We start from the raw sequence: 13,022 nt of genomic DNA, 5'->3' as shown, positions 1-13,022 counted from the left end.
CTCCTAAATTTTATAAATTAAAACTTTTTTACAAAGTTGATACCTATACTAGATATCTCTTTTTCATATTTTATATCACTAATTGTTCTTGTATCATAAATATAATGATTGAAAGCAACAGTCCATTCTACAGTTTCGTTAGGTTTGTATTTAACTCCTGTTCCTAACATTGTAGAGTTTAAAGCGTACTCAGTAGCTGCGAAACTCTTATCAGGAGCTCCTGTATCAGCATAGTTAAATCCAACAAGCCAAGCGATTTGTGGAGTGAACCAGTACTCAGATCCAACAGATATTTCCCATCCGTTTTTATAATCAACACTTGTTTTTCCAACTCTATCCATAGTAGCTGACTCATTAAAGTAGTAATTTCCACCAATAAAAGTAGTCCATTGATCTGTAACTTTATATGAAGCTCCTAAAGCAGCTATAGCTGGAAGATCTCTTCTGATTTTTTCTCCATCTTTATAAACTGGATATAATCCTAGAAGAGCATCAGAAATACCAATACTAGGAATTTTTATTGGGCCAATATTTACAGCTTGTCCATAAGTATTATCATTTATGTCTGATTTAGTTTTAAACTTTAATTTAACTTTAGTATCGTATCTAAATCCGATATTTAATCTATCATTAGGTGCGTAATTTAAACCGAATTGTCCACCGAATCCATAAGCTTCTCTTTCAGAATCTATAGATGCATCTCCCTCTCTAAAAATAGGTAGTGGTAAAGGTTTTCCAATAAGATCACCAATATTAACATTTTTTGCAACATGAGCATTAGCTTTTAAAGTTCTTTTACCATAAACTCCTCTAACTGCTAATGAAGCTGACCATTTATTAGTTAAGTCAAAAGCTTTTCCTAAAGTAGTTTGAGCATACATGTTTGAACCTTTTATTTCTGCAGTGCTTAAAAAGTTATTGAAGTCAATTCCAGAAACGTTTAAAGGAATACTATCTTTATAGCCTAATTCAGCGCCTCCTGCAACTCCTCCCATTGTCCAGAAGTAAGCTCCATCATCTGTCTTCTTATAAAGAGCAAAGTTAGGTATAGGTGAAGAAAGGTTTGTGGAGAAATCCCTACCGTCAGAACTCATATTTTGGTCACCAAAGGCATATTGAATTCCACCAACAATGTAAGTTCCGTTTTCTAATCTCATTAAACCAGCTGGGTTGAAATAAACCGTAGATCCTACGTTTATAGCACCTTGTTGTGCTGGGTTCCCACCGTATTCAGCTGAATAGTTTTGAATATGATCTATAGATGCTCCCATAGTAGAAACACTTAAACTAGCTATTAAAGCTAGTAACGATAATTTAAATCTGTTCATTAATATAATCCTCCCTAGTATTTTAACAATTACTAGTGTAATATAACATATGTTTTTAAAAATTACAAGTGTTTTTTATGTAGTGTATATAGATGAAATCTTTGAATTCTCTTGTGTTAGCTATATAGAAATTAGAAGTATTTATTTCAGGAAAAAAGGTATCTCCAAAAAATTTACCTTTAATATAAGAGAAATGAAATTCGTTAATTAATGGTAAAAAATATTCATAGATAGTTTTTCCACCAATAATAAAAATTTTTTTGTTAGTAATTTTTTGTAAAGATAACGCTTTTTTTAAAGCGTTATCTGGGCAGTTAAATATTTGGATATCTTTGTGAAAAAAATTCTTATCCTTAGTCAAAACAAAATTGATTCTATTTGGAAGAGGTCTTCCAATTGATTGGAAAGTTTTTCTTCCCATAATTACAATGCTATTACTAGTAATTTCTTTAAAAAGATTTAGGTCTTCAGGAATATCCCAAGGCATACAATTGTTGTTACCAATTAAATTGTTTTCATCCATTGCTACGATGAGTGAAAGCATTCTTACTCTCCTAAATCAAAATTATTTTGTCTTAATGCTTCATAAAGAACTATAGCGGCAGAATTTGATAGATTAAGAGATCTACCCATTTTAATCATTGGAATAGTTATACAAGTTTCTTTATTAGCTTCTCTAATTTCTGCAGGAATTCCTCTAGACTCAGGACCGAAAACAATAAAATCATTTGGATTATATTTTACATCTGAATATTTTTGTGTAGTTTTAGTAGTAGCAAAATAAAAATTAGATTCAGGGTAAGCTGCTCTTAACTCTTCATAATTTTCCCATACCTTTAAATCGATCAATTCCCAGTAGTCAAGACCAGATCTTTTAATTTGTTTTTCATCTAAAGAAAACCCTAAAGGTTTAATTAAGTGTAGTGTTGTATTTGTAAGAACACAACTTCTTCCTATATTACCTGTATTATAAGGAATTTCAGGTTCCATTAGTACTATATTCATAAAATCCTCCTAAAAAATAATATATATTAAAAATATATGTAATTTTATCATAAAAGTAATTATAAAACAAAATAAAAAAAGTTGTTGACTTAGTTTAAAAGTTATGGTACTATAATTTCTGTCAGCGGGAAACACCGCAGACGAAGGAAAACTAAAGGACATTAACAACCGAATAGAGAAAATAGTCAGAAGTTATGAAAATAACAAAATGCCAGAAATGGCAAACCAATAAATGGTGTAAACGTAAGTCTTAGGACTTTAAATATATTTGAATGAAGAGTTTGATCCTGGCTCAGGATGAACGCTGACAGAATGCTTAACACATGCAAGTCGATTCAATTTACCTTCGGGTATTGAGGATGGCGGACGGGTGAGTAACGCGTAAGGAACTTGCCTCTTGGTCTGGGACAACTGTTGGAAACGACAGCTAATACCGGATATTATGAGATTCTCGCATGGGAAACTTATGAAAGCTATATGCGCCAAGAGAGAGCCTTGCGTTCCATTAGCTAGTTGGTGGGGTAACGGCCCACCAAGGCGACGATGGATAGCCGGCCTGAGAGGGTGAACGGCCACAAGGGGACTGAGACACGGCCCTTACTCCTACGGGAGGCAGCAGTGGGGAATATTGGACAATGGGCCACAAGCCTGATCCAGCAATTCTGTGTGCACGATGAAGGTCTTCGGATTGTAAAGTGCTTTCAGTTGGGAAGAAGAAAGTGACGGTACCAACAGAAGAAGCGACGGCTAAATACGTGCCAGCAGCCGCGGTAATACGTATGTCGCAAGCGTTATCCGGATTTATTGGGCGTAAAGCGCGTCTAGGCGGAAAAATAAGTCTGATGTTAAAATGCGGGGCTCAACTCCGTATTGCGTTGGAAACTGTTTTTCTAGAGTACTGGAGAGGTGGGCGGAACTACAAGTGTAGAGGTGAAATTCGTAGATATTTGTAGGAATGCCGATGGAGAAGTCAGCTCACTGGACAGATACTGACGCTAAAGCGCGAAAGCGTGGGGAGCAAACAGGATTAGATACCCTGGTAGTCCACGCCGTAAACGATGATCACTAGGTGTTGGGGGTCGAACCTCAGCGCCCAAGCTAACGCGATAAGTGATCCGCCTGGGGAGTACGCACGCAAGTGTGAAACTCAAAGGAATTGACGGGGACCCGCACAAGCGGTGGAGCATGTGGTTTAATTCGACGCAACGCGAGAAACCTTACCAGCGTTTGACATCCTAAGAAGTTTCCAGAGATGGATTCGTGCCGGCTTGCCGGAACTTAGTGACAGGTGGTGCATGGCTGTCGTCAGCTCGTGTCGTGAGATGTTGGGTTAAGTCCCGCAACGAGCGCAACCCCTATTGTATGTTGCTACCATTAAGTTGAGCACTCATGCGATACTGCCTGCGATGAGCAGGAGGAAGGTGGGGATGACGTCAAGTCATCATGCCCCTTATACGCTGGGCTACACACGTGCTACAATGGGCAGTACAGAGAGTTGCCAACCCGCGAGGGTGAGCTAATCTCTTAAAGCTGTTCTTAGTTCGGATTGTACTCTGCAACTCGAGTACATGAAGTTGGAATCGCTAGTAATCGCAAATCAGCATGTTGCGGTGAATACGTTCTCGGGTCTTGTACACACCGCCCGTCACACCACGAGAGTTGGTTGCACCTGAAGTAGCAGGCCTAACCGTAAGGAGGGATGTTCCTAAGGTGTGATTAGCGATTGGGGTGAAGTCGTAACAAGGTATCCGTACGGGAACGTGCGGATGGATCACCTCCTTTCTAAGGAGACTAACTTTTTCTCTATTCGATTGATAGTGTTCTTTACTATCAAACTTGGACATTGGAAACTATATAGTAGATATTGAGAAAATATTCTAAATTAACTAACAATTCATTTTTAAGTCAATCTTAAATTGAGTAGTTAGTCTGTCTAAATAATATGAATTATATTACAAGGTTAAAATATTAAGGGCACACGAAGGATGCCTAGGAAGTAAGAGCCGATGAAGGACGTGGTAAGCTGCGATAAGCTTGGTGGAGTTGCAATCGAACTGTGATGCCAAGATTTCCGAATGGAGAAATCTGCTAAGATGGAGTCTTAGCACGAAAGAGGGAACCGGGTGAACTGAAACATCTAAGTAACCCGAGGAAAAGAAAGTAAAAACGATCCCCTAAGTAGCGGCGAGCGAACGGGGGTGAGCCCAAACCGTAGATGTGCCAAGGATGCAGCCGTTGCATCTACGGGGTAGCGGGAAGATCGTCTGAAGAACTGCAAGGTATTCGACATTATGATACGCCGAACTGGAAAGGTCTGGAAAGGCCTGCCGTAGAGAGTGAAAGCCTCGTACAGGTAAACCGTATCAAATGTATGATCTCTCCCAAGTAGCACGGAACACGAGGAATTCTGTGTGAATCTGCGAGGACCATATCTCGTAAGGCTAAATACTCTTACTTACCGATAGCGCATAGTACCGTGAGGGAAAGGTGAAAAGAACCCCGGGAGGGGAGTGAAATAGAACCTGAAATCGTGTGCTTACAAGCGGTCAGAGCCCTTTGGGGTGATGGCGTGCCTTTTGGAGAATGATCCTGCGAGTTACGTTCAGTGGCAAGGTTAAGTTTAACGGAGCCGAAGGGAAACCGAGTCTGAATAGGGCGACATAGTCGCTGGGCGTAGACGCGAAACCTGGTGATCTAAGCCTGTCCAGGGTGAAGCTGTGGTAAGACACAGTGGAGGCCCGAACTCACCGCCGTTGAAAAGTTGGGAGATGAGGTAGGTTTAGGGGTGAAAAGCCAATCGAACCAGGAGATAGCTCGTTCTCTCCGAAATGCATTTAGGTGCAGCCTTGAGTGTTCAATTATGGGGGTAGAGCACTGAATGACCTAGGGGGCATACTGCTTACCGAAGTCAATCAAACTCCGAATACCATAATTCTAGAGCTCAGGAGTGAGACTATGGGAATTAACTTCCATGGTCAAAAGGGAAACAACCCAGACCACCAGCTAAGGTCCCTAATTATAACTAAGTGGGAAAGGAGGTGGAGATTCACAAACAACCAGGAGGTTGGCTTAGAAGCAGCCATACCTTTAAAGAGTGCGTAATAGCTCACTGGTCGAGAGTCTCTGCGCCGACAATGTAACGGGGCTAAGTTATAAACCGAAGCTGTGGAGTTGCGTAAGCGACTGGTAGGAGAGCGTTCTGTAGGCCGTTGAAGGAGAATCGACAAGAGACTCTGGAGGTATCAGAAGTGAGAATGCAGGAATAAGTAGCGAGAATGGGGGCGAGAATCCCCCACGCCGGAAGACCAAGGGTTCCAGGGTAAAGTTTGTCTCCCCTGGGTAAGCCGGGTCCTAAGCCGAGGCTAGATTGCGTAGGCGAATGGAAAACAGATTAATATTTCTGTGCCACTGATATCAAGTGATGGAGGGACGCAGGAGGTTATGCACGCTGGCGAACGGAAGTGCCAGTTCAAGCATGTAGCGTGGTCTAGTAGGAAAATCCGCTAGACTAAACGTGAGGTGTGATGAGGAGTCGTAAGATGGAAGGTGCAAATACCACACTGCCGAGAAAAGCTTCTAAGCGTTATAAAGATATTAGTGCCCGTACCCCAAACCGACACAGGTGGTCAGGATGAGAAATCTAAGGCGGACAGGCTAACTCTCGTTAAGGAACTCTGCAAAATAGCCCCGTAACTTCGGGAGAAGGGGTGCCTTTTATGGTGAGCGTACACGCGACGCAAAGCTATGAGAGGCCGCAGTGAAGAGTCTCAGGCGACTGTTTAACAAAAACACAGGTCTATGCTAAGCTGTAAGGCGACGTATATGGGCTGACACCTGCCCAGTGCCGGAAGGTTAAGAGGAGGAGTGAGAGCTCCGAATTGAAGCCCCGGTGAACGGCGGCCGTAACTATAACGGTCCTAAGGTAGCGAAATTCCTTGTCGGGTAAGTTCCGACCTGCACGAATGGTGTAACGATCTGAGAGCTGTCTTGACGGGAGGCCTGGTGAAATTGTATTACCGGTGAAGATACCGGTTACCTGCAGTAGGACGGAAAGACCCCATGGAGCTTTACTGTAGCTTGGTATTGGGTTTTGGCATCGTATGTATAGGATAGTTGGGAGACTATGATGCGTGGTCGCTAGATTACGCGGAGTCACTGGTGGAATACCAACCATACTATGTCGGAATTCTAATTTGAGGTTTGTACCCTCGAAGACAGTGCTAGGTGGGCAGTTTGACTGGGGCGGTCGCCTCCGAAAGAGTAACGGAGGCGTTCAAAGGTTCTCTCAGGTTGGATGGAAATCAACCGCAGAGTGCAATGGCATAAGAGAGCTTAACTGCGAGACTGACGGGTCGAGCAGGTGCGAAAGCAGGACATAGTGATCCGGCGATTCCGAATGGAAGGGTCGTCGCTCAACGGATAAAAGCTACCCTGGGGATAACAGGCTGATTCTACCCGAGAGTCCATATCGACGGTAGAGTTTGGCACCTCGATGTCGGCTCATCGCATCCTGGGGCTGGAGAAGGTCCCAAGGGTTGGGCTGTTCGCCCATTAAAGCGGTACGTGAGCTGGGTTCAGAACGTCGTGAGACAGTTCGGTCCCTATCCACTGTAGGCGTTAGAGTATTGAGAAGATCTGTCCTTAGTACGAGAGGACCGGGATGGACAAACCTCTGATGTACCAGTTGTCACGCCAGTGGCACAGCTGGGTAGTCACGTTTGGAACAGATAACCGCTGAAAGCATCTAAGCGGGAAACTGACTTCAAGATAAGTACTCTTTAAGATACCTTCGAGACTAGGAGGTTGATAGGTTGGGGGTGTAAGAGTTGTGAGACTTTTAGCTGACCAATACTAATATATCGAAGTTTTAACCTTAATATACTACTATATAGTTTCAAATGATCCAAGTAAATTAAATATTGATTGGCAACGATAGCTATGGAGGTACACCCAGTAACATTTCGAACCTGGAAGTTAAGCCCATAAACGCTGAAAGTACTTGGGGGGCAGCCCCCTGGGAGGATAGGAAGTTGCCAATCTTAAAAAAGTGCTTCTTTAGCTCAGTTGGTAGAGCGCACGACTGTTAATCGTGTTGTCGCTGGTTCGAGCCCAGCAAGAAGCGCCATTTTTTTATTTTTTGTAAAAAGAATTTTAAGGGGAGAATTTAAATGGAAAATACAACTGGACAATTTTTTCAAGAAAATTTAAAAAATCAACAACAAAAAATTAAAAATAAAATGATTAGATTAAGACAGAGACGATTTTCATTGTTTTTTATAATAGTAATATTGATGGTTTTAAGTTCAATTAATATGGTTAGTGCAGCTTTTTATATGAAACCTGAAAATATAAAAAAACACTTTGTATACATATTAATTTTTTTTATAATATATCTTTTTATTGGTAATGCTGGAAAAATTAAAAAATTAAAATTGACATATAAAATTTTAAGTAATAGAAAGGTAAATGGATTTATATTCCTAACAAGTATTTTTATTTTATTAGGAATGTATATCGGAGGAAAAATGAATTTACCATTTATTCCCAAGATAAATGGAGCCTATGGTTGGATAAATCTAGGGCCAGTTTCTATTCAACCAGCTGAAATTTTAAAATGTGCATTTGTTATAAATATGGCAAATTGCTTGGCAAGAGCGGAAGATAATGATTTGAGTGAGAGCGTAACAATAATAAATGCTTTAATATACCTAGGAGTTTATGGTGTGTTAATTTTAGCTCAGAAAGATATGGGAACAGCAATTCACTACTTAGCAATTTGGTTATTTATGATATTCATGAGTAAATTAAAAGATAAATGGATTTTAAGGGTTAGTTGTTTAGGAGGAGTATTAGGTATAGGTGGACTAGCAGCGGTTTATAAATATGCCAGCGAAGAGGGAGCTTCCTATAAGATAATGAGAATAAAAAGTTATATAGATGGATTATTTTTTGGAAACTACTCAGATGATTACGGTTATCAGGTGAAGCAATCTGTTTATGCTTTTGGTAGTGGAGGGTTATTTGGAAAAGGGTATGCTAATGGTGTTCAAAAGTATAGTTACCTTCCAGAGATACATACAGACTTTATAATGGCTACTTTTGGAGAAGAGTTTGGAATAATGGGTATGTTTGTAGTTGTTGGATTATTTTTTGCATTATATCATTTTATAATGGTAACAGGAAGAGAGTGTAAAAATTATTTTGGAAAATACTTGGCCTTAGGAATGGGAGCTCAAATAATAACTCAAGTAATAATAAATATATTTGTAGCTGTTGGATTACTACCAGTTTTTGGATTACCAATGCCATTCTTCAGTTATGGAGGAAGTGCAATGGTAACTATGGGAATAGCTCTTGGTTTGATTCATAATATGAATGTTGAATAAATATATTTTGATTTTTATATGTAAAAATGATATACTTTAATGTAAGAATATAGAGGATAAATATAAGGTAAGTAGTAAGAGATTAAAGCTAAAATCTTTAGTTTTAGTTCCTTATTATTTGCTATATTTATCCTCTACCAATTTAAAAGGAGGAAACTTAATGTTTAATGAAGTAAGCTTAAGCTTAGAAATAGGTGGAAGACAATTAACGTTAAAAACTGGTAAAATAGCAAGACAATCAAACGGAGCTGTAATGGTTCAATATGGTGATACAATTTTATTAAGTACAGTTAACAGAAGTAAAAGTGCTAGAGAGGGAATAGACTTCTTTCCTTTAACAGTAGATTATGTAGAAAAATATTATGCAGCTGGGAAATTCCCAGGAGGATTTAATAAAAGAGAAGCTAGACCATCAACAAATGCTACACTGATAGCTAGATTAATAGACAGACCAATAAGACCAATGTTCCCAGAAGGGTTTCATTACGATGTTCATATTGTAAATACAACACTTTCATATGATGGAGTATGTACTCCTGATTTCATGGGAATTGTTGGATCATCAGTAGCTTTAACAGTATCTGATATTCCATTTATGGGGCCAGTAGCTGGAGTAGTAGTTGGAATGATAGATGGAGAGTTTATTTTAAATCCAACACCAGAGCAATTAAAAATAAGTGAATTAGATTTATCGGTGGCTGGAAGTATGGATGCCATCAACATGGTTGAAGCAGGAGCAAAAGAAATTGATGAGGAAACAATGTTAAAAGCTATAATGTTTGCTCATGATAATATAAAGAAATTATGTCAGTTCCAAATGGAGTTCCAAGCTTTAGTTGGTAAAGAGAAGATAGAGTTCCAAGCACCTGAAGTAATGCCGATAGTTAAAAACTTTATCGATCAAAATGGAGCTACTAAGTTAAAAGAAGCTGTTTTAACAACTGGAAAAAAAGCTAGAGAAGAAGCTGTAGATCAATTAGAAGAAGTTTTATTTGAAGAATTTGTAAATACAAACTTTGGAGAAGAGGAAGTTCCTGCAGAAGTAGTTGCAGAATTTGCAAAATATTATCACGATTTAATGAAAGAGCAAGTTAGAGATGCTATTTTATACAATAAACATAGAGTAGATGGAAGAGCTACAACAGAAATTAGAGACTTAGCAGCAGAAGTAAATGTTTTACCAATTGTACATGGATCAGCTTTATTTACAAGAGGAGAAACACAAGCGTTAGTTGTAGCAACTTTAGGAACTAAAGAGGATGAGCAATTAATAGATGGGCTAGATGAAGAGTATTTTAAAAAATTCTATCTACACTATAATTTCCCTCCATATTCAGTTGGAGAAACGGGAAGAATGGGTGCACCTGGAAGAAGAGAACTAGGACATGGATCTTTAGCAGAGAGAGCATTAAGCTATGTAATGCCGTCAGTAGAAGATTTCCCATACACAGTTAGATTAGTTTCAGAAATAACAGAATCTAATGGATCGTCGTCTCAAGCGTCAATCTGTGGAGGATCATTAGCATTAATGCATGCAGGAGTGCCTATTAAAGAACATGTAGCTGGAATTGCAATGGGTCTAATCAAAAAAGATGATGATTATGTTGTGTTAACAGATATAATGGGTCTAGAGGATCACTTAGGAGATATGGACTTTAAAGTTGCAGGAACTAAGACTGGAATAACTGCTTTACAAATGGATATGAAGATTGCAGGAATATCAGAGGACATTATGAGAATAGCTTTAAAGCAAGCTTTAGACGCTAGATTACAAATATTAGAATTAATGAATAGCACAATATCAAATACAAATGAATTAGCACCAACTGTTCCAAGAATTCACCAAATGGTAATTCCAAAGGATAAAATTGCAGTTTTAATAGGACCTGGTGGGAAAAATATAAAAGGAATTATAGAAGCAACAGGTGCAACTATTGATATAGAAGATGATGGAAGAGTATCTATATTCTGTAAAGGATTAGATGTTTTAGAGGATACTATAAAGTTAGTAAATGGATATGTTAAAGATGTTGAAGTAGGAGAGGTATATTTAGGAAGAGTGGTAAATATAGCTAAGTTTGGAGCTTTCATGGAAATATTACCAGGGAAAGAGGGACTTCTTCACGTATCAGAAATATCTTTAGAAAGAGTAGCTAATGTTGAAGATGTATTAAAAGTTGGAGACACATTTGAAGTAAAAGTAATTTCTACAGAAAATGGAAAAATCAGTTTAAGTAGAAAGAAATTATTACAAGAAATGGCAGCTGAATAATTTTAAAATTAAGGGGGATAACACAGAGGACTTCAACCTCTGTGTTATTTTTCCGTATAGAAATAAAAGCAACAAAAAATGAAGGATGGTAAAAAATGAAATTAGGTTTAATAAGTTTAGGTTGTAGTAAAAACTTAGTTGACAGTGAGCACTTAATAGGGCTAATGGTAGCTAGAAAAGGATTTGAAATAACAAATGATTTAGAAGAGGCAGATGTTGTTTTAGTAAATACATGTGGATTTATTGGAGATGCAAAAGAGGAGTCAATTCAAGCAATATTAGAAGTTGCAGAAAAGAAAAACTCTGGAAAAGTAAAAAAAATAATTGTTGCAGGATGCTTAGCGCAGAGATATGCTGATGAATTAATTTCAGAAATTCCTGAAATAGATGCTGTAGTTGGTACAGGTGAAATACATAAAATAGAAGAGATCGTAGATACAATTTTAGAGGATTCTAAAATTGTGAGATGTGATTCTTTTGAATTCTTAGCAGATGCAGGAACAGAAAGAATTTTAACAACAAATCCTCACACAGCTTATTTAAAAATAGCTGAAGGATGTAATAGAAGATGTACGTATTGTATTATACCTCAACTTAGAGGAAATTTAAGAAGTAGAACAATAGAGGATATTGTAGAAGAAGCAAAAGCTTTAGCAGCAAATGGAGTTAGAGAAATAAATTTATTAGCTCAAGAAACAACAGAGTATGGAATTGATTTATATAAGAAGAAAGCTTTACCTGATTTATTAAAAGAATTAGCAAAAGTAGATGGAATAGAGTGGATTAGATCATATTATATGTTCCCTAACTCATTAACAGATGAACTAGTTGAAGTTATAAAAAATGAACCAAAAGTTTGTAAATATTTTGATATTCCAATTCAACATATTTCAGGAAATATACTACAAAATATGGCTAGAGCAAAATCAGGTGATCATATAAAATCAATTTTAAATAAAATAAGAACTGAAATTCCTGAAGCAACAATCAGAACTACTGTAATTGTAGGATTCCCAGGAGAAACAGAAGAAGATTTTGAAGAGTTAAAAGATTTTATAAAAGAGTTTAAATTTGATTATGTAGGTGTATTTAAGTACTCTAGAGAAGAGGGAACTGTTGCACATGATTTAGAGAATCAAGTTCCAGAAGAAATAAAAGAAAAAAGATGGGCTGAATTAACAAATTTACAAGCTGAAATTGCAGAGATAAAAAATAGAGCAATGATTGGAAAAGTTGTTGAAGTTATGATTGACGGTATTTCTTCAGAGAGTGAGTTTATGCTAGAGGGAAGAACTAGAGGACAAGCCTTAGATATAGATGGAAAAGTTTTAACAAATGATGGAACTGCAAAACAAGGGGAAATAGTAAAAGTAAAAATAGAACAAAATTTTGAATATGACTATATAGGGGCAATTGTAGAAAACGAAATAAAATAGTCTTAAAATAAGGAGGAGTCAGTCTTGAATTTGCCAAATAAACTTACAGCAATTAGATTAATATTAGCAATACCTTTTATATACTTTTTACAAGAATCAGCAGGGACTACACATCATACTTTGTATAGAATGATAGCGTTTGGTATATTTATTTTTGCATCGCTGACAGATTGGTTAGATGGATATATAGCAAGAAAATATAATTTAATAACTGATTTGGGTAAGATAATGGATCCTTTGGCAGATAAAATACTTGTTATATCAGCATTGGTAATCTTTGTAAAATTAGATTATATTCCAGCATGGATGTCTATAGTTGTTATAGCAAGAGAATTTTTAATTAGTGGGATAAGAACTATAGCTGCAGCAAAAGGGGAAGTGATTCCTGCAGGAATTTTAGGAAAATATAAAACAACTACTCAAATGATTGTGATTATAATTATGCTGTTCTTTGGGCTAGGAAATACTCCTGAAAAAGAAACTTTGTATAAAACAATTTATTTTTATATGACATTAATTCCAGTTGTTTTAACAATTTGGTCTGGATGGGAATACTCGGTAAAAGCAAAACATTACTTTTTAGGAGAGAAATAAG

7 protein-coding genes, 1 tRNA gene and 3 rRNA genes are annotated in these 13,022 nt (G+C 37.5%); 8 read left to right on the top strand and 3 right to left on the bottom strand.

The genetic code is table 11. The features are described 5' to 3' along the window. Window positions 1-17: 17 nt before the first annotated feature. Genes H5J23_RS08285 through H5J23_RS08275 form a run of 3 tightly spaced genes read right to left on the bottom strand, consistent with a single transcriptional unit; the run spans window position 18 to window position 2,333 of the window. Window positions 18-1,328, bottom strand: a complete 1,311-nt coding sequence (locus tag H5J23_RS08285) for an OmpP1/FadL family transporter (RefSeq protein WP_185891738.1) — start codon at window positions 1,326-1,328, stop codon at window positions 18-20. A gap of 55 nt (window positions 1,329-1,383) precedes the next feature. Next, window positions 1,384-1,872 (bottom strand): dihydrofolate reductase, encoded by a 489-nt coding sequence (locus H5J23_RS08280; protein WP_023051902.1) that lies wholly within the window; start codon window positions 1,870-1,872, stop codon window positions 1,384-1,386. Window positions 1,873-1,874: 2 nt separating this feature from the next. Next, window positions 1,875-2,333, bottom strand: coding sequence for a tRNA (cytidine(34)-2'-O)-methyltransferase (locus H5J23_RS08275; RefSeq protein WP_023051903.1), 459 nt, complete (start codon window positions 2,331-2,333; stop codon window positions 1,875-1,877). Between the two features lie 269 nt (window positions 2,334-2,602). Between H5J23_RS08275 and H5J23_RS08270 the strand changes: the two genes are divergently transcribed. From H5J23_RS08270 to pgsA, 8 genes are all read left to right on the top strand, one after another. Next, window positions 2,603-4,115 (top strand): 16S ribosomal RNA (locus tag H5J23_RS08270). Window positions 4,116-4,291: 176 nt separating this feature from the next. After that, window positions 4,292-7,208 (top strand): 23S ribosomal RNA (locus H5J23_RS08265). 47 nt (window positions 7,209-7,255) lie between these two features. Continuing rightward, window positions 7,256-7,372: ribosomal RNA gene (rrf, locus tag H5J23_RS08260) — 5S ribosomal RNA — on the top strand. Together the 16S, 23S and 5S rRNA genes with 1 tRNA gene alongside form the textbook arrangement of a ribosomal RNA operon. 10 nt (window positions 7,373-7,382) lie before the next feature. Beyond that, a tRNA-Asn gene (locus H5J23_RS08255) sits at window positions 7,383-7,458 on the top strand. Window positions 7,459-7,501: 43 nt separating this feature from the next. Further along, window positions 7,502-8,719 carry an FtsW/RodA/SpoVE family cell cycle protein gene (locus tag H5J23_RS08250; protein WP_023049556.1) on the top strand — a complete coding sequence of 406 codons (1,218 nt, stop codon included), beginning with the start codon at window positions 7,502-7,504 and terminating at the stop codon, window positions 8,717-8,719. Window positions 8,720-8,879: 160 nt separating this feature from the next. After that, on the top strand, window positions 8,880-10,991 hold the full coding sequence (pnp, locus tag H5J23_RS08245) for a polyribonucleotide nucleotidyltransferase (RefSeq protein WP_023049557.1): 2,112 nt from the start codon (window positions 8,880-8,882) through the stop codon (window positions 10,989-10,991). A gap of 95 nt (window positions 10,992-11,086) precedes the next feature. Next, entirely contained in the window at window positions 11,087-12,427 is a 1,341-nt protein-coding gene (gene rimO / locus H5J23_RS08240) for a 30S ribosomal protein S12 methylthiotransferase RimO (RefSeq protein ID WP_023049558.1), read from the top strand. A 24-nt stretch (window positions 12,428-12,451) separates the two neighbouring features. After that, window positions 12,452-13,021, top strand: coding sequence for a CDP-diacylglycerol--glycerol-3-phosphate 3-phosphatidyltransferase (pgsA, locus tag H5J23_RS08235; protein WP_040405889.1), 570 nt, complete (start codon window positions 12,452-12,454; stop codon window positions 13,019-13,021). Window position 13,022: the final 1 nt, after the last annotated feature.

Origin of the sequence: Cetobacterium sp. 2G large (genome assembly GCF_014250655.1) — a bacterium.
Classification (GTDB): domain Bacteria; phylum Fusobacteriota; class Fusobacteriia; order Fusobacteriales; family Fusobacteriaceae; genus Cetobacterium_A; species Cetobacterium_A somerae.
Note: the sequence above shows the minus strand (reverse complement) of the source record. Positions and strands in the feature narration are given on the sequence as shown.

Coding starts and splice junctions, on each gene's coding strand:
- H5J23_RS08280 (WP_023051902.1), bottom strand. CDS start 1,872: ATGCTTTCACTCATCGTAGCAATGGATGAAAACAATTTAATTGGTAAC.
- rimO (WP_023049558.1), top strand. CDS start 11,087: ATGAAATTAGGTTTAATAAGTTTAGGTTGTAGTAAAAACTTAGTTGAC.
- H5J23_RS08250 (WP_023049556.1), top strand. CDS start 7,502: ATGGAAAATACAACTGGACAATTTTTTCAAGAAAATTTAAAAAATCAA.
- H5J23_RS08275 (WP_023051903.1), bottom strand. CDS start 2,333: ATGAATATAGTACTAATGGAACCTGAAATTCCTTATAATACAGGTAAT.
- H5J23_RS08285 (WP_185891738.1), bottom strand. CDS start 1,328: ATGAACAGATTTAAATTATCGTTACTAGCTTTAATAGCTAGTTTAAGT.
- pnp (WP_023049557.1), top strand. CDS start 8,880: ATGTTTAATGAAGTAAGCTTAAGCTTAGAAATAGGTGGAAGACAATTA.